Source organism: Thermoleptolyngbya sp. PKUAC-SCTB121 (assembly GCF_016919485.1).
Taxonomy (GTDB): domain Bacteria; phylum Cyanobacteriota; class Cyanobacteriia; order Elainellales; family Elainellaceae; genus Thermoleptolyngbya; species Thermoleptolyngbya sichuanensis.
Genome location: NZ_CP070366.1, coordinates 780,277 through 797,832 on the forward strand (window position 1 = coordinate 780,277; position 17,556 = coordinate 797,832).

15 protein-coding genes and 1 pseudogene are annotated in these 17,556 nt (G+C 55.9%); 10 read left to right on the forward strand and 6 right to left on the reverse strand.

The genetic code is table 11. The features are described 5' to 3' along the window. Nucleotides 1-373: 373 nt before the first annotated feature. Nucleotides 374-1,093, reverse strand: a complete 720-nt coding sequence (gene pgl / locus JTM80_RS03270) for a 6-phosphogluconolactonase (protein WP_172354144.1) — start codon at nucleotides 1,091-1,093, stop codon at nucleotides 374-376. Nucleotides 1,094-1,653: 560 nt separating this feature from the next. Between pgl and JTM80_RS03275 the strand changes: the two genes are divergently transcribed. From JTM80_RS03275 to JTM80_RS03310, 8 genes and pseudogenes are all read left to right on the forward strand, one after another. Beyond that, the gene (locus tag JTM80_RS03275) at nucleotides 1,654-2,433 is read left to right on the forward strand and encodes an HpsJ family protein (protein ID WP_172354145.1); all 780 of its coding nucleotides are present in this window, start codon (nucleotides 1,654-1,656) and stop codon (nucleotides 2,431-2,433) included. Between the two features lie 23 nt (nucleotides 2,434-2,456). After that, on the forward strand, nucleotides 2,457-3,401 hold the full coding sequence (locus JTM80_RS03280; protein WP_172354146.1) for a glycosyltransferase family 2 protein: 945 nt from the start codon (nucleotides 2,457-2,459) through the stop codon (nucleotides 3,399-3,401). Between the two features lie 320 nt (nucleotides 3,402-3,721). Then, nucleotides 3,722-4,369 (forward strand): annotated as a pseudogene (locus JTM80_RS03285) (DUF502 domain-containing protein); the annotation flags it as partial. A 285-nt stretch (nucleotides 4,370-4,654) separates the two neighbouring features. Continuing rightward, a complete protein-coding gene (gene nusB / locus JTM80_RS03290; RefSeq protein ID WP_205370581.1) occupies nucleotides 4,655-5,308 on the forward strand; it encodes a transcription antitermination factor NusB in 654 nt (217 codons plus the stop codon). A gap of 258 nt (nucleotides 5,309-5,566) precedes the next feature. Next, nucleotides 5,567-7,129 (forward strand): signal recognition particle-docking protein FtsY, encoded by a 1,563-nt coding sequence (ftsY, locus tag JTM80_RS03295; RefSeq protein WP_172354149.1) that lies wholly within the window; start codon nucleotides 5,567-5,569, stop codon nucleotides 7,127-7,129. An 88-nt stretch (nucleotides 7,130-7,217) separates the two neighbouring features. After that, complete coding sequence (locus JTM80_RS03300; protein ID WP_172354150.1) at nucleotides 7,218-7,799, forward strand: sigma-70 family RNA polymerase sigma factor; 582 nt, start codon at nucleotides 7,218-7,220, stop codon at nucleotides 7,797-7,799. A gap of 759 nt (nucleotides 7,800-8,558) precedes the next feature. Further along, nucleotides 8,559-9,275, forward strand: coding sequence for a cupin domain-containing protein (locus JTM80_RS03305; protein WP_205370582.1), 717 nt, complete (start codon nucleotides 8,559-8,561; stop codon nucleotides 9,273-9,275). Nucleotides 9,276-9,364: 89 nt separating this feature from the next. Next, on the forward strand, nucleotides 9,365-10,120 hold the full coding sequence (locus tag JTM80_RS03310; RefSeq protein WP_172354151.1) for a 16S rRNA (uracil(1498)-N(3))-methyltransferase: 756 nt from the start codon (nucleotides 9,365-9,367) through the stop codon (nucleotides 10,118-10,120). Between the two features lie 322 nt (nucleotides 10,121-10,442). On the opposite strand, the gene JTM80_RS03315 is transcribed toward JTM80_RS03310, so the two are convergent. The 4 genes from JTM80_RS03315 to JTM80_RS03330 all read right to left on the reverse strand — a co-directional run bounded on the left by JTM80_RS03315 (nucleotide 10,443) and on the right by JTM80_RS03330 (nucleotide 13,741). Then, nucleotides 10,443-10,877: a hypothetical protein gene (locus JTM80_RS03315; protein ID WP_172354152.1), complete on the reverse strand. Its 435-nt coding sequence runs from the start codon at nucleotides 10,875-10,877 to the stop codon at nucleotides 10,443-10,445. 319 nt (nucleotides 10,878-11,196) lie between these two features. Further along, a complete protein-coding gene (gene mreD / locus JTM80_RS03320) occupies nucleotides 11,197-11,772 on the reverse strand; it encodes a rod shape-determining protein MreD (protein WP_172354153.1) in 576 nt (191 codons plus the stop codon). An 18-nt stretch (nucleotides 11,773-11,790) separates the two neighbouring features. Beyond that, a complete protein-coding gene (gene mreC, locus JTM80_RS03325) occupies nucleotides 11,791-12,591 on the reverse strand; it encodes a rod shape-determining protein MreC (protein ID WP_172354154.1) in 801 nt (266 codons plus the stop codon). 142 nt (nucleotides 12,592-12,733) lie between these two features. Continuing rightward, the gene (locus JTM80_RS03330) at nucleotides 12,734-13,741 is read right to left on the reverse strand and encodes a rod shape-determining protein (RefSeq protein WP_172358799.1); all 1,008 of its coding nucleotides are present in this window, start codon (nucleotides 13,739-13,741) and stop codon (nucleotides 12,734-12,736) included. A 1,138-nt stretch (nucleotides 13,742-14,879) separates the two neighbouring features. Here JTM80_RS03330 and JTM80_RS03335 point away from each other — a divergent pair. Both JTM80_RS03335 and JTM80_RS03340 read left to right on the forward strand, forming a co-directional pair. Next, on the forward strand, nucleotides 14,880-15,248 hold the full coding sequence (locus tag JTM80_RS03335) for a single-stranded DNA-binding protein (RefSeq protein WP_172354155.1): 369 nt from the start codon (nucleotides 14,880-14,882) through the stop codon (nucleotides 15,246-15,248). Nucleotides 15,249-15,490: 242 nt separating this feature from the next. After that, the gene (locus JTM80_RS03340) at nucleotides 15,491-15,631 is read left to right on the forward strand and encodes a hypothetical protein (protein WP_205370583.1); all 141 of its coding nucleotides are present in this window, start codon (nucleotides 15,491-15,493) and stop codon (nucleotides 15,629-15,631) included. Nucleotides 15,632-15,808: 177 nt separating this feature from the next. Here the strand turns inward: JTM80_RS03340 and JTM80_RS03345 are convergent, their stop codons facing one another. Further along, entirely contained in the window at nucleotides 15,809-17,332 is a 1,524-nt protein-coding gene (locus JTM80_RS03345; protein WP_172354157.1) for an NAD(P)/FAD-dependent oxidoreductase, read from the reverse strand. Nucleotides 17,333-17,556 lie beyond the last annotated feature (224 nt).

Genomic DNA, 17,556 nt, shown 5'->3' on the forward strand with positions numbered 1-17,556 from the left:
GGTTTTGCGGGGGTTCTGAGTTCCGAGCCAACAGCCTTGGGGGATATCTCCCAAACCCCCTTTTGCAGGGGACGAAGCGTCCCCCACACCCCCTCCTAAGGACGTTTTGGTGAGTCCGAAGGCCGCTTCGCATGGCATGGGCTTCAGTTGGCGATTGCGTTGAGCGACGGTGCGGAAAGATCCTCTTGGCGCTGCTAGTTAACGCTATGTACAACTTTGCCGATCCCCCTTCACCTTTTTTGGTATGCCGAGAGCGTTGAGCTCTCTCCCAGTCTGGTAGAGGGACTTCAAGCCTCTCCTCCTCCCCTTCTACCAGTTCGGGAGAAGGGGTTGGGGGATGGGGGCAGATTGTAAAGTTACACATCCCGTCTAGTTAGGGAACGGGAATGCTGGCAGCTTGGTCGAGGAGCCACCAGAGTTCGCCTGCGGGCTGAATCAGGCGGGCGGGGTAGGTGTCTGCATCGCCTTCGGGGGCGAAGATTTGGGTCAGGGCGGGGCGCTTGTTGGCTCCGGCGACGAGGAAGATGACGCAGCGAGCGTGGTTGATCAGCGGCGCGGTGAAGGTGATGCGGGGCTGGTCGTCTTTGTTGCCGACGGTGATCAGGCGATCGCCCACGGTCAGCGCCTTCGTGTGGGGAAATAGGGAGGCGGTGTGCCCATCGTCGCCAATGCCCAGCAGCACCACGTCCAGCGATGGAAAGTCCCCAGGTGCAAGCTGAAAGACCTGCTGCAAATGCTGCTCATACAAATCAGCCGCAACTGTCGGGTCGGCAGGGGTCGTGTCCATTGGATGGATATTGGCAGCGGGAATAGGCACATGGTCGAGCCACGCGCGGCGGGCCATGCCTTCGTTGCTGTCGGGATGATCGGGCGGGACGTAGCGCTCGTCACCCCAAAAGACCTGGATTTTGTCCCAGGGAAGGGGCTGCTGGGCGATCGCCTCGTATAGCGGCTTGGGCGTGCTGCCTCCCGACAGCGCAATCGAGAAGGTTCCCCGCTGGGCGATCGCCGCTTCGGCCCGCTCCAAAATTAGCGCCAGCGCCCGATTCACAATGCCTGCCACATCCGGCAATACTTCAACCTGTCGAGTCATGCGTTCCCTCGCTTACACCACAATGTCACCACTCCGACAAGCGTATCGGTACAAGCTGAAAAGCACGATAGAACCGCTATTTTTTTTCAGACTTGCATCCTGTTTGGTGTTTAATTGACCGATGGGCACCTGTGCAAAAGCATCTCATTTTTCCCAAGGCTTCGCTTTCCCAAGCTTTGACAAAGCTCGCTCCTCAAGCGCGATCGCGCTCGTCCAACGCCGTCTCTGTAAATAACTGCAAATAACTGCCGTTTCCAACGGGTCGCTGTCTCTGAGCAACGCAATCAACCTTGTCTCTGAAAGTCGCTGAATATCGCTATCCCTAAAGATTCCGAGAATGACCAGTCTGAGAATGGCAAACGCGAAATTGCAACGGCTGATTTACCTGTGTCTTGTATGAACCGACCTGTATGAACCGACCCGTAAAATTCACCTGTGAGACTCACCTGTAAAACCGACCAATGAAACCGACCTGTGAACCCTCACGATAGGCTGATGCGGGCAGGTTGGTTTTTGTTCACCCCTAATCTTGTGAATCCCAACAAATCGAAATTACCGTTATGACATCGATTAAACCTGCTGGCCGCATTACTGCTCCACTGGCTTCCCGCATTCTGAAAACAGTCGGAATCATCATCACGCTCTCTGCGCTGATTGACTTCTTTATTCTGCCGATTCCCTATCGACTGCTCGATCGCCAATGGCAGCTTGCCTTTACGACCCAGTTTGTCGATCGGGGCATCGTGCCGTTGGTGGGGCTGGCGCTGCTGTTTGCAGGGTACTGGATTGACCATGCCACCGGGGCGATCGAGGAGCGACGATCAGGGCGGAATCGGGATCTGCGATTTTGGGCGCTGCTGTTGGCCAGCCTGCTGGGGCTGATCTATGTGCTGCTGTTCCCGCTGCATCTCAACAATCTGCGGCTCAACAATGCAGCCGCCCAAGAGCAGATCAACCAGGAAGCCGAGCAGGCCGAAGGACGACTCGATCAAAGTCTGGCGACGGCATTACAGCAGCAGCGGGCCCAGATTGCTCAACTGCTCAATGCTAGCGACGAGCAAATCAATCAGGCGGTGCAGGCAAACCAGATCAACCAGGAGCAGGCAAATCAAATTCGGGAGTTTAAGCAAAATCCAGAGCGGCTGGAGCCGTTTTTGCAGGAGCGGGTGCAGGAACTCCGCTCGCGGGGACAGACTGAAATCCGCACTCGCAAGGAAGATGCCCAGGCGACGGCTCGCACCGAATCCATCAAGTCGGGTCTGCGAATTGGGCTGGGTAGTTTGGTGCTGGCAGTAGGCTACATCATTATTGGCTGGACAGGGCTAAAATCGCTGGATTAGCGGTTTGGCAGCAAAGCGTCTCGATGTTTTCGATTTATATCCTCACCTACAACGAAGAGATCGACATCGCGGACTGCCTGGAGTCGGCGCTGCTGTCGGACGACGTGGTGGTGGTGGATTCCTGTAGTGGCGATCGCACGCTGGAAATCGCCGCCCAGTTTGCCGAGCGCCATCCGGTTCGGATTGTCCAGCACGCCTTCGAGAGCCACGGCAAGCAGCGCACCTGGATGCTGGAGTCCATTCCGCCCAAGCACCCCTGGATTTATATCCTAGAGGCGGACGAGCGGATGACTCCGGCGCTGTTTCAAGAGTGCTGCCGTGTGATCCAGTCTGAGGAGCGGGTGGGCTACTATGTCGCCGAGCGGGTGATGTTTATGAACCGCTGGATTCGTCGCAGCACGCAGTATCCCCGCTATCAGCTCCGGCTGCTGCGCCACGGCAAGGTCTGGTTTGAGGACTACGGTCACGCCGAGCGTGAGGTCTGCAACGGGCCCACCGGCTTTTTGCAGGAAACCTATCCGCATTACACTTGTAGCAAGGGTTTTAGCCGCTGGATCGACAAGCACAATCGCTATTCCTCCGATGAAGCGGCGGAAACCCTGCGGCAGTTACAGCAGGGAACCGTGAACTGGCGATCGCTCTTTTGGGGAGCTTCGGAGGTGGAGCGTCGCCGCGCCCTAAAAGACCTATCCCACCGCCTGCCCGGTCGGCCGCTGCTGCGGTTTCTCTACATGTACTTTGGGCTAGGGGGATGGCGGGATGGCGGGCCGGGGTTTACCTGGTGCGTTCTGCAAGCCTTTTACGAATACCTGATTTTGCTCAAGGTCTGGGAGTTGCAGCAGGCGACGACCCACCCGCAGGTTGCCTCTCCACCAGTAGAGTCGGGATTCGCCAAATCTGGCCTGGATACGACCGTGCAACAGGCAGAGGCCGCTGAGTCGGGCGATCGCCCTTCGCCAACCGCATAAGCTGAAAACATTCTCAAAAGCATCTCCTGAGAAGCGGAGAATGTATCCCCGAAACTTGAAATAATTCTTTACAAACCGTACAAATAAAGTAACGTGCTAGCTGAGAACGGCAGTCCTCGCATAACAGGCTTCTCTAAAGCAGCACTGATAACCCTGCCTTAACCTGCTAGATTGTAGATTCAGATACTTTTTTACAAACGCTTTTTACGGCCGCTTCCTACAACTGCTTTTCACAGCCGCTTTTTCACTCGCTTTGTTCACCTTCGGCTTATCTATCTCGGTTTGTTTATCCTCGGCTTGTTTATTAGGGAGATACTGGGTTGTCCGTTCTTCAACGCTTCAAGCAGGATTTGAAAAACGACCTGATCGCAGGTCTGCTGGTGGTGATTCCGCTGGCTACGACGATCTGGCTGTCGTTTACGATCGCAAGCTGGGCGATCGCCTTTTTGACGCGCATCCCCAAGCAGATCAACCCGTTTAACGATTTTCCGCCGATTTTGGGTGATTTTCTCAACCTGGTAGTTGGCTTCACCGTGCCGCTGGCGCTAATCCTGCTCATTGGGCTGATGGCTCGCAACATTGCCGGACGCTGGCTGCTGGATGTGGGGGAGCGTCTGCTGCAAGCCATTCCGCTGGCAGGATCGGTCTACAAAACCCTGAAGCAACTGCTGGAAACGCTGCTGCGCGACACGAACGACCGTTTTCGGCGAGTCGTGCTGGTGGAATATCCCCGACGCGGCGTGTGGGCGATCGCCTTCGTCACCAGTGCATTCACCGCCGATATCGCCGGCCCCTTGTCGGGCAAGATGCTGAGCCTGTTTATTCCCACTACCCCCAACCCCACGACGGGCTGGTATGCCGTCGTACCCGAAACCGAAGTCATCAACCTGGCAATGTCGGTAGAAGATGCGTTTAAGGTGGTCGTCTCTGGCGGCATTGTCGGCCCCAACCTGGCCAGTGCGCTGCCCGCAGGCGGACTGCCGCCCGGAAACCCGCCTGCGGGAACCCTTGCGACGGGCGGGCTGAACCCTGCTAACGTAGGAACGAGCAGCTATGGCGATCGCCCTGCGGCGGCCAAGGACACCCGTCCCCTCGATCTGGTTTTGGATGAACCACTGATGGAGTCGCCGTTTGAAAACGCCTCCCCCGAAGCCAAGCGTCAGTCCGTGCCGCTGCCATCCGACCTAGTTTGAGCGTTTCCGCCAGCCTGCCCTCTGTTTCCACTTGAATTTTTTAAGGATTGAGAACCCGACATGCAAGCTCGACGCATTGCGCGAGAACTGGCGTTGCTGAGCGTGAGCCAGCTTCCATCCAAGCCCGAAAAACTGGAGGCTCAACAGCTTCAGTCCGTCGCCCTAGCCGCCGTGCGGACGCTGACGGGCGAAGTTCACGACATGCTGGAAACCGCCGCCGCCGAGGTGGAGCGGGGGAGCGATCGCCTATTGGCCAGTGAAACCAAAGCCCAGGATCTCGACAGCGCCCGCGTTATGGTGAAAGAAGCGCTGGAACTGGCTCAAGCAGCCATCAACCGGATTGGCACCGCCGTCGAACTGCCGGAAATACTGCAACTCGCCAATCATCAGGAAGTGCGCGACTACACTCTGGCGCTGCTGCAAACCGTCAGCATCCGCCGCGCCGAAATCGATCAGATTATTTCCGCCGCAATGGTAGACTGGCAGCTTCATCGGCTTCCCCAGATCGACCGCGATATTCTGCGGCTGGCTGTGGCGGAGTTTCAATACATGGGCATTCCTGACAAAGTGGCGATTAACGAAGCCGTTGAGCTAGCCAAACGCTATAGCGACGACGATGGGCATCGCTTTATCAACGGCGTGCTGCGGCGGGTGGTCGAGAAGCCCGAAGACAGGCCCGAAGACAGGCCCGAAGATAAGCTCGAAAAAGCCTGAAGACCCCTTAGATGACCCGCAGCCCAAGCGTTCTAATTCTAAACCAAGGCTTTATCAGACTTTCCCCGGCCGCCGTTCCGATGGGCCGCACTTCCAGCCTTGCCCTGTTCCGGGTTGGCGGAAATCTCTTCACTAGGAAAAACGCAAGCACTATAAGCTAGCTTATAGATGAAGCGGAAATCTGGATGCAGCGGCTCCAGGCGCTCTTGGGCGTTTGCTCCTGATCCAGAGCAATGTCCCTAACCCCTGACCCTCCCTATGTCGTCGTTTAATTGGTTCAACCGTCAATACGAAAACCAGCCCGCTGAGGCAGAGCCAGATCCACAGAAAGGCGCTGCCCCAGCGCCAAAGTCGAAAGCGCCTGCCGATGCTGCTGCGGGTGAAGCGGCGATCGCCCAAGACTATCTCGCCTGGGCAAAGTCTGCCTACAAAAATATTCAAAAGCGCCAGCAGGAAACCGCTGAGTCCACCACGCCCGAAACCGTTACAGAACTCGCTACGACGGACGAAGCCGCGTCAGGGGCGATCGCCGATTCATCTGCGGCTGAAAAAACCGCATCGAACCCCTCTGAAGCAGTAGCGCCCAGCGAACTATCAACGGCTGCCGCGCCAGAAACCGCGCCAGAAACTGCACCAGAAACTGCGCCAGAGACGGCTGCGGCTCCGCTCCCCTTTTGGGCCCAGGCCGAGGCCGAGCGGCAGGCCCGCCTGGAGCAACTCAAAGCAGAAGCGGCCCAAGAAGCAGCAGCGGAAGCTGAAAAACTGGCTACTGAATCAGCCAGCCCAACGGACTCCGCCCCAGAACCGGATCTTCCCCTGGATGAGAGCTTCCTTTGGTCGGCGCAGGTGCTAGCCTCCCAGGGCCGCCGGGCCGACCAAGTAGATCTGGAGGAAATTACCTGGCTCAAGCGCCTGCGCCAGGGACTCGACAAGACGCGACGCAGCCTGGTGAACCAACTGCGGGCGATCGTCGGTCAGGGGCCGCTCAACCAAGATGCGGTGATGGAGATCGAGTCGCTGCTGCTCCAGGCAGACGTGGGCGTGGAGGCGACGGATCGGATCATCGAGCGCTTGCAGGACAAACTGCGCCAGGAATCTCTGCCCCCCGAAGCGGCGATCGCCTATCTTAAAGAAATCCTGCGAGACATGCTCGACAACCCCGGCGGCAAGCCTGTTAGTCCCACCTTTGCTCCCGAAAAGGACACCCTCAACATCTGGCTGATGACGGGGGTTAATGGCGCGGGCAAAACCACGACCATCGGTAAAATTGCCCACATCGCCCAAAAATCGGGCTACAAAACCCTGATTGGCGCAGCCGACACCTTCCGAGCCGCTGCCGTGCAGCAGGTGAAAGTGTGGGGCGATCGCAGCAACGTAGAAGTCATCGCCAACCCTGGCAAAAACACCGACCCCGCCGCCGTCGTATTCGACGCAATCACAGCGGCCCAGGCGCGGGGAACCGAACTGCTGCTCATCGACACGGCAGGCCGGCTGCAAAACAAGAAAAACCTAATGGATGAACTCGCCAAAGTTCGCCGCATCATCGACAAAAAAGCACCAGATGCCCGTATCGAGTCGCTGCTGGTGTTAGACTCCACTCTGGGGCAAAATGGCTTGCGCCAAGCTGAGGTGTTCTCCGAAGCCGCCCAGCTAAGCGGAGTTGTGCTAACCAAGCTAGATGGCACAGCCAAAGGCGGCATCGCGCTGGCCGTCGTGCAGCAGTTGGGGTTGCCCATCCGCTTCATCGGCGCAGGGGAAGGAATTGAAGATTTGCGCCCCTTCTCTAGCTATGAGTTTGTGGAAGCGCTGTTGAGCGGCTAGGCTGGACTGTATGCTCTGGACGGTATGCTTTGGCCTCATGCTTTAGCCTCGGCTATGGGCTAGTCTAATCTCCCCCCAATCCTGACTCATGCCCCCTCAACCCTCAACCTCCGAGGAAGCGCACCTGCTGGCCCGCATCGCCCAGCAGGATCAATCTGCCCTATCCCTCCTGTACGACCGCTATGCGCGAGTGCTGTATTCCCTGGCATTTCGGATTTTGGGGTCGGTCGAAGAGGCAGAAGAAATTGTGCTGGACGTGTTTAGCCAGGTGTGGAAGCTGGCAGGGCGCTATGATCCCCAGCGTGGACGGGTAGACGCATGGCTATTCATGCTCACCCGCAGCCGCTCGCTCGACCGACTGCGATCGCTCCAGCGCGTCAGCAAAGCTGTCGAGTCTTCTACCGAAGCCGCAAAAACAGTCCCCCAAGCACAGATCTCAGATCCGACAGAAGACGTATTAATAAATGAACGGCGCGATCGCCTGTTGGCAGCAATGCAGCGACTGCCCGTAGAACAGCGCGAGGTGCTTGAGCTAGCTTACTACGAAGGATTGACCCATGTAGAAATCGCAACCAAGACCGGAAAATCTCTGGGAACGGTGAAAACGCGCATCCGTCTGGGTTTGAACAAACTCCGACAGGTGCTTGATGCACTCGACTTGTTAGATTGAGGACTTGTTAGAGTAAGGAGTCTTTTGGGCCCCCCGAAACTCGGAAGAACGCTGAAAAGATTGGACGCTGCATACATTAGAGCTAATTTATGAAGCAAATCTTAAGAAGCCTGAAACTCTTGGCATGTGTGGCTTTGAGGTCATGCTTGCCCAGGAAAAGCGGTTTCTCGGAAATCCTTGATTAACAAGGCTTTCAGGCTCCTTTACAAATTAGCTCTAAGGAGCCTTTTGGTCCCCCCGAAACTCGGAAGAACGCTGAAAAGATTGGACGCTGCATACATTAGATAGATGCTGCATACACTTACACTTGCATACACTATAGAGTGCGGATGCAACACAAGTAGATAGAAACACAGAATCCAAAAAGCAGAACCCAAAAATATGATGATGCAACTATCGTGCAGCTATTTCACAGCCATAGCGCAACGGCAATGCTGCTGAACGGTGCTATTAGCCCAACACGGCTTGCACTAGTCAACAGGGTCGCAGCATAGCAGCATAGCCGTCCTACGTTGTGAGGTGGTATTCCGGCCCGACATGGCTTGCACCTGCAACAAGCGGCGACAGATGCATCATAGCCAGCAGCGCAGCTATAGGCATCAGCACGAAGCATAGACGCAGAGCATAGATGCAAAGCGCAGAGATCCAAAGATATTGAGATGTATTGAGATAAACATGGGTCAGTATAGAAAAACGCTTGGTCAATCGTTTAGCACCGTCAGAACGCTTACCAAATCCACAAGCTAGGATGAAGAAATAATGACAGCAGTAACTATGGATCACGCCCCCTGCTTGTGTGACTTGGCTGCACTGTACGCCCTTGGGCTGCTAGACGATGCAGGGCTTCAGCAGATTAACGACTATCTAGAGGAATGTCCAGAATTGGCCACTGAAATGGCCGAACTGGAAGAAACCGTGGCGATGCTGCCCTATAGTTTGGAGTTGGTGTCGCCTGCTGCCGATCTGAAGGATCGACTGTTTCAGCGGATTTATCAAGACACGGTTCAGCCCGCTGGCTCAGTCCCGTCCGAATCCGCCTCTCCGCCGGTCGCAGAACCGCTCGCCTCCTTTTCATTCCGCCAGGTACGCGAGGCTGTTGCTGCCGCACGGGTATTGATGCGCCAGTTTTCTAGCGGCAACCGACTGACCGTGCGCGGTCGCGACCTTGACTGGCAGCCCTATCGGGTTCCTGGTGTTTCCGTCGCTCCGCTCTACGTAGATCTGGCAAAGCGAGAAGTAACCGCGCTGCTCAAGGCGGAGCCGGGTGCAGTCTATCCGATTCATCGTCATGCGGCTCCCGAAGAGATTTACATGCTCGATGGTGATCTGAGAATTGACGGTGAGGTGTATGGCGCAGGGGACTACATTCGCTCTCGCCAGGGAACGGTGCATGAGCCATCTGAAACGGTGGGCGGCTGCATGTTCTTGGTGCGAACTTCGCTAGACGATGAGTATTTTCAGCTTCAAGCGCACTAGGTGATTAATTAGGTGATTAATATTCAAGCACGGTTAATATTCGAGCACGAGCGCTAATCCTGCTAACCCCAACTCCTGCTGCATCCTCTGTGTCCCAGTTTCAGCGGCTTACCATTGCGCCTGACCAGATCAGTGGGTCGTATATCCGACTGACACCAGAGCAGCAGCACTACTTGTGGCGAGTGTTGCGGCTTCAGGCGGGCGATCGCCTATTGGCAATGGATGGTCTGGGGCAGTGCTGGCTGGTTGCCGTCGAGCCGCCCGACCAGATGCAAATTCTAGAGGAACAGATCCCAATTGCACCCACAGAACTGCCGCGCCCTGTTGTGCTGCTGATTGCCATGCCCAAGGGGCAGGGCATGGACGACATTGTTCGCCAGGCAACGGAACTGGGCGCAGCGCAGATTATGCCGATTTTGAGCGATCGCACGCTACTCAACCCCAGTCCCCAAAAGCTCGATCGCTGGCGGCGCATTGCCCAAGAGGCTGCGGAACAATCCGAACGGCAGTTCGTGCCCACGATCGGTGAGCCCCAGTCCTGGAGCGACGCGCTCACGGTCTGGAATGCGGAGACTTGCGATGCTTATCTGTGCGAGGCGCGGGGCGATCGCCCTCATCTGCTCCAAAAACTCTTGCCAACTCGTGGAGCCTCCCCATCGACCAAACCAGTGGCAATCGCCATTGGCCCCGAAGGCGGCTGGACCGATGCCGAAATCGACGGGGCGATCGCCGCAGGCTATCGAGTTGTCTCGCTGGGGCGGCGCGTGCTGCGAGCCATCACCGCACCTGCGGCCGCGCTGTCAATCCTTGCAGCCGCCTTGGAGCAAGACATGCCTTCCAGCTAATTTTATTGGCAAGTTGATACAAGTAGAACTTACGCATCTGCGTGATTGCTCAGGAGGTGTGCCCGCTAGAACCCCAAAAACTTGCTACAAGACCAAATTTCAAATCCAAATCCAAAAAGCTGCCGTTGAACCCTTCAACAGCAGCTCTCAAGCTAGCCAAATTTCAATCTAGCCAAGAACCTAAATCTAGCCAAAAAATCAGCCAAGACCAAAGGCAAAAGGGGAACTAGGCCAAACCGCTCCGGCAGCTCCCCTTTTTAAGGGAGATTTAGGAGGATCGACTCAGGGCAATCAACGACCTGGAAAGCTTTAAAGCACTGACTTAGCCCTGGGATCTGACCTGACGCGCCATGTCTAGAAACGGATTGAGGCTGGGGCCAGGGCGACGACGACCGCTCCGGCTGCTGCTCAACACCACAAAATTCGGCGCAAAGGTTTGATCAGCCGCAGGCGAAGCCTCAGGTGTAGGCTTGGCAGCCGGAGCCGGGGACGGAGCCGCAGCCGCAGGAGCCTTGCCATTCGACGTAACATCCGTTGCAGGAGGCGCAACCGTAGCCACAGCCGCCGCAGGGGCAGGGGCAGCCACGGGCGCTTCAGTCGTCGCAGGGGCAGCCTCAGCAACCGGAGCCGCAGGCGCAGCACTACTAGAAGGCTCAGCCTCTAGAAAATATTCTGAAGACTTGCCCAAGCCCAGCAGCTTGCCCAGCCCACCCAAAAACGAGAACAGTCCCCCAATTAGTTTCTTAATTAAACCCATTGTTGCGATCGCTCCAAGAAATGCGTCTGTGTGTTCAATGCGTCTATGTGGTCGCAAAAGCTTTTTTCGTCAAGAAAACGCAGGAGAATCCCTAAATTTTCTCGCTCGTCATCTAATCTTTTGGCTGAACGTGCTGCTCCGGTCGCTTAGCATATCAGCTTTGGGTAAAAATACTTAGAGCCTTCTCTGGAAGCCAGACTGAGCAAGATTTCAGCTACCCCTATTATCCCTGTCAATGGACATTCAGAGATGCGTTGTTGACCAAGTTGATCAAAAAATTTTAGACACCGTGGATCAGTGGTAACGCCCCAGTTCCTCTCTAGGCCTGGAGTTGATCTGCCAGACTCACTCGCTGCCACCAGCGATTCAGTGGGTAATAAAGCGCTGGTGCCCAGAGGCTACTGAGAATGGCAGAGCAGAGGGCAATTTGCTGGTGATAGTTCCAAATCTCTGAAAGCGTGCGGGAGGAAAGGCGATCGGGTACTCGTAGATCTTGAAGCATGAATTGAAACGCCGTCACGGTTTCCGCAATCACCGCCATGCCAAACACAATCAGCGCCACCGAAATAAAGTCTTCTTGGATATAGCGCTGCTTTTGAATCAATGCTGTAAGCAACCCCACCAGCGCGAGACTCAGTGTATGAGTTGGGTTGGCCGCCGTCATGCCGTCTTGCAGCAGCCCCAGCACAACTCCGGCGATCGCACCCTGCCAGGGCGATCGCTTGACACTCCAGGCCACAACCCAGATCAGCAGCCAGTTTGGCCCCACCCCCAACAGTTCCATCCCTACAAACCGGGTTGGCAAAACCAGCAAACAGGCCAAGACTGAGCCAGCCGTTACCAGTGCATTTAGCGCCTGCCTCAAATAAGGACTCAGAAGCAGCAAATCATTCATAGCACTTAGGCAGGATCATCAGGGCAAGGTCGAGTCTGGTGGCGGCGGGGGCGGCGGGGGCGGTTCAGTAGCAGCAGGTTTTGGATTGGGCGCAACCAGCACCCAGTCCAATGTGCTAATCGGGGCCGATAGCTCGACAATGGCCTCTGGGGCAGGGCTTTTGCTAAAGTCTACTGACTCAATGCGCCCCACAGGCAGCCCTGGCGGAAACAGCTGGCTAAACGACGACGTAGACACGACATCCCCCGGTTTCACATCCGGCACCTTTTCAAAAAACTCCATCACTGCCCGATTGCCCGACTGCCCCCGCATGTAGCCCATAAAGCGAGAGCGGCTAACCGTCACGCCGATACGACTGGTGGGATCACTCACCAACAGCACACGGCTTGTATTCGCCGTCACTTGTACCACTCGCCCCACCAGTCCGCCCGTTCCCGAGACAATAGAACCAACTTCTACCCCGTCTCTCCTTCCCCGTCCCAAGGTCACCTGCTGCCACCAGTGGTCAGCGCTGCGCCCAATAATCGGAGCCGCAATCCCCGGTTGTGGCTGCGTCGTATTGTAGTTCAACAATTCTTGGAGTCGGCGGTTTTGGCTTTCTAGCTCAATTAAGCGCTGCTGCAACTCTTGAACCTGGGCGTTATTCAGGATTTCGGCGCGAGTCGGGCCTTTAGCCTGAAACGGGGCGCTGATCGCTCGATATAGCTCTAGCACAAATGCACCCTGGGTTTGCCTGAGCATCCACGCAGTGCTAAGAGCCAGCACTGCTAGCCCCAGCCGCAACCCATTCTTCCCCCACCATCGACGCAGTACGTACATTAGCCGCGCTCAATCCTCATCGCCAGCGCTTCACACAAGTCCTGAAATGCTTGATACGAATCCTGAGAGGAATCCCCACGAAAACTGGAAATACTTGCTCAGAACACCAATTCAGAATACCGGTAAGCTATACAGCCTTACGCTACATATTGCGAGAGTGTCCGCTAAAGACCCGCTCAAGCTGCTTGAAGTTTTCTAGCACACGCCCAGTGCCCAGCACTACGCAACTCAGTGGGTCGGCTGCAACGTGAACCACAATTCCTGTCTCATGGCTGATCAGGGTATCTAGCCCACGCAGCAAGGCTCCGCCCCCTGCCAGCATGATCCCCCGATCGATGATGTCTGCCGCCAGTTCAGGAGGGGTGCGCTCCAGCGTGCGCTTAACAGCTTCGATGATGACCGACAGAGGTTCTGCCATCGCTTCACGGATCTCTGGCGCTTTCACCGAAACGGTGCGGGGCAGCCCCGACAGTAGGTGCAGCCCTCGAACATCCATAATGATGTCGTCATGGTTGTCCGTTGGATAGGCGGAGCCGACCGTGATTTTGATTTCCTCTGCTGTACGTTCCCCAATCACCAGGTTGTGAACCTTTTTCATATATTGGGAAATGGCCTCGCTTAGCTCGTCGCCAGCAACCCGCACCGATTCGCTCAGCACAGTGCCCTGCAAGCTTAGCACTGCGACCTCGGTGGTGCCACCGCCGATGTCGATAATCATGTTTCCAGTCGGCTCTGCCACAGGCAAGCCAGCCCCAATGGCTGCGGCCACAGGTTCATCAATCAAATAAACATCTCGGGCTCCCGCCTGGGATGCAGCTTCCATCACAGCCCGACGCTCAACGCCCGTCACGCCACTGGGAATGCCAATCACGATACGAGGGGAAACGAGCGTCCGACCTTCATGGACGCGGCGGATGAAGTGCTTGAGCATTAGCTCAGCCGTGTCAAAATCTGCAATCACCCCATCACGCAGGGGGCGCAGTGCCATCACGTTTCCGGGAGTCCGTCCCAGCATCTTCTTGGCATCTTCGCCAACGGCTAGGGGTACTTTCTCGTTTTGGTCGATGGCTACCACTGATGGTTCTTGAAGCACAATGCCCCGACCCGAAACGTAGACCAGGGTGTTTGCTGTGCCCAGGTCGATACCCATGTCGCGTGACAACGAGAAGCGGTTAAAAAGTCCCACTAGCCTAACAAGCTCCTAGTTACAAAAACACTACTGCGATCGCTCTAAACGCCCCGATAACTCAGGTAAAATCCTTGGCTGGCACCTGGTTAACGATTCTGAGGTGATGACGATGCTCAGGGGTAAACTTGCAGATGCTGCCCGATGAACCGGACTTCCCTTTTCAGAGAGCCGCCTTGCTTTTGAAAAGCAGCTTTGCTGCTGATGCTGCACAGATTCGTCATGCCTTGAACTCAACTCTACCTGCACAACGCTGCTAAGCCAATGCCTTCAAAATTTAGTGTTTCCAGATTTAGTGTTTCCAGAATTAGTGTCTCCAAACAATACCTCAGGGTTCCAACCCAGCTCCAAGAATTTAACGCATGAGTATGGAAGAGATTCAAGTACAACAGTCTAACTCCGTCGATGGGATTGTATTACGATTTTTGTCAACCGTCTAGTCGGAATATGCCTAAGAGCTAATTTATGAAGCAAATCTTAAGAAGCCTGAAACTCTTGGCATGTGTGGCTTTGAGGTCATGTTTGCCCAGGAAAAGCGGTTTCTCGGAAATCCTTGATTAACAAGGCTTTCAGGCTCCTTTACAAATTAGCTCTAAGATGCTGATCGGGTTTGGGCTGACTGAGTGAATGAGGACGATTGCCCACACTTGAAGGCCAGCCGCCAACATCTTGTTGCTAGTTCCCGGCTCGATCTGGTCATTAGATCCTGACGGATTGCACCCCGCTCACGATACCGCAAAACTGATCCCTGTGGCGCAAGATACCAGGAAGATTATGGAAGGTGGATGGATGGGGGCGATCGCGCAGTTGGCGATCGCCAACCGATGCCAATTTGACGATGTTTCCGGCGCTTGCTAAAGCGAAAAAATTTGGACAAAACAGTCTGGCAATCATCCGGCAATCAAGGGAGCAACCGCTTCAAAATCCGGCTAGATCCTGTTAAAATAGGACAGGCATACTACACAAGGCGATATGCAATTCTAATCATTCCTCTGATTTTTTTAGGAATTAATTTTGAAAGGATTGATCGACTCAGATTTTCTTCGTCTTTGGCTTTAGTTGCTGTTTCCAAAGTTTTGATTTTAGGTTTGGGGAATATCCTATGAGCTTGAACGTCGTTACCTTGGTGGGTCGGGCGGGTCGTGATCCGGATGTAAAGTATTTCGAGTCGGGTAGCGTGGTCTGCAAGTTTACGCTGGCAGTGAACCGCCGCACGCGCAACAGCGACGAGCCAGACTGGTTCAACCTGGAGATGTGGGGCAAGACGGCTGAAGTAGCTGCAAACTATGTCCGAAAAGGCAGCCTGATTGGAGTCAGCGGCTCTCTCAAGTTTGAATACTGGAAAGATCGAGCCACTGGAGCCGATCGCTCTGCGCCTGTGATTCGGGTTGACCGAATGGAATTGCTGGGATCTAAGCGTGACAATGAGGCGGCGGCAGCCTCTGGTGGCTATGCCGATGATGAGTTCTAGACAGTGCGGCCTGAGTTTTAGCAAGGGGCGATCGCCCATCGGACAAAAGCTCGCCTAAGGTTCGGCATATTCTCACGGTTGCTTCAGTTTCCTCACAAAAGGGTTCTGGGGCACTCAGTGCTGTTTCAGGTTCCCCTCAGCCAGAGCCGCCAAGATGTGAGTTATCTCGGAAAGGACTCCCAAGCCTTGCCAATAGCAGGCCGGAACCTTCTACGGATTGACTAACATCAAGGAGGTTTGCGATGAAACGAATTGTTCTCGTGGCGCTGTTTGCGCTGGTGCTGTCTACAGCCGTTGCTCCAGTGGCGCTTGCTCGAAGAGGAACTAGTACCTGTCCTCTGGACGGAACCCGCTGCGTTGGATCGGGGGGCGGCGGCGATTAGGATTGGGCGATCGCACTATGAAATCGCCCTGTAAGATTGCCCAGTCAAATCGCGCTGTGAAATCGCGCTGTGAGATTACACTGCGAAATCGCCCTGTGATGTAGACGATAAAAGACCCTGGCAGAAGATGGGAATCTTGCCAGGGTTTCTGATGAAGCTACCAGGTCTTTTCAACTTTTATGCCTGAAGAATGCTGCGGGTAGCGATTTCAGCCGTCTCTACTGCGCCATTCATATAGCCCTGGGATTCTAGAGAGCAGTGTTCCCCTGCGAACCAGAGATTGCCCACCCGCTCGATTTCGGCTCCGGCGATCGCCGTCCACTGCCCGGGCCGATAGCAGGAATAAGACCCCAGCGCGTGGGGTTCGGCCGCCCAAATTGCGCGGAGCGATCGCCCTTTTTGCACTTCAGCAATGCCTGGAAAGATCTGGTCTAGATCAGCGGCGAGCGCCTTGGCGTGGGTGGCGGGGCTATCGGCCGCCAGCAATACGCCCTGTCGTCCCGCCCGTAGGTCTGTCACCCAGGCGCTCGGCCCCGGCGAGTAGCGGGCGCTTTCCCAGGTATTTTGAAAATCCAGGTCAGTGTAGACGCTGATGGTGGAGCCGTAGCGGGTGCGCCAGATACGCTCCTGGAAGGGGACGGCCAGCTTGCTGCTGGTGCCATAGCCCAACTCGGCGATCGCCTTTTGCTTGACGGGCGGCAGGTCTATCGCGAGTTCCACCTGTCGCAGCACCGAAAACGGAATGGTCAGCAGCACCTTTTCGTAGCTGCGCTCGATGCTCTTGCCGTCTTGTCGCAGGCTGACGCGATAGCGCCCATCGGGGGCGAGGCGAATCGATTCCAGAGCGGTGTTGAGGGCGATCGCCCCCGCAACCCGTTGTGCCAGCGCTTCAGGAATCGACTGGTTGCCGCCGACCACATGCCAACGCTCGTCGCTGTCGCCGTAGGTGCTCCACTGCCCCACCTCTGTCCCAATCAGATAGAGCATGTTCAAGCAGGACATATCTTCTGCGTCTCGTCCAAATTCGGTGATGTAGGCTACCCGCACCAGTTGGTGAATCACCGGGTCAATCTCTGCCGCATCCAGATATTCTGCCAGCGACAGCCGATCGAGCTGGGCGGCGTGGTCATTATGCTGGCGATAGGTGATGCCTCGCCCCATCGCCAGCAAGTCCTGCGTGATTCGCTTGGCGAGGGGGGCAAACCGCTCCACCACTGCCTCATGGCTCACCTTTTGTCCCTGGAAATACAGCACCTCCGGCTCTAGCCCCGCATCAGCCGCCCGCAGGTCAGACAATTCCAGTCCCAATTCTGCGGCCAGAGCGCGGACGTGGGTATGGCGCGTGTCGATAAATTCGCCACCCAGTTCCACTGTCCCCGGCAGTCCATCCGGGTTTCGCACAGTCCGCAGCCGACCGCCGATGCGGGCACTGGCTTCGACTAGCTCAAACGGCATACCTGCCTGCTGGAGCCGATAGGCAGCCGTTAATCCTGCCACACCCGCTCCCACAATCAGCACGGGCGATGAGTTTTCGCCAGAGCGAGTGGGCTGCCCCGATGGATAAGAGCGATCGTCCCCCACCGAGTCTTTCATTCCCAAACTGCCCATCCCCAGCGTGCCACCCAGCACTGCGCCTGCCTGCAACACGCGCCGCCGCGACAGGTTTGCATCCAGCCACCCCGACGCTTCGGGCAGGGACATTTGTGTTTGCTCAGACCATTGCGAAATTCGATAAGCTCGGCGAAAAAGCGTAATTAATCGACTTCTAGACATACAAAACGAAAAACTAAGAAAGACTGGGAATAGATCCCCGGCTCAAAAGCCAGCCGTTATCTAACGTGACATCTCAAGGTGACATCTCAAGGTGATGACATCTAAGGTGACAGTAGCGGCTTCTCACGGGCGCTACGCTTTGCCATCCTGTA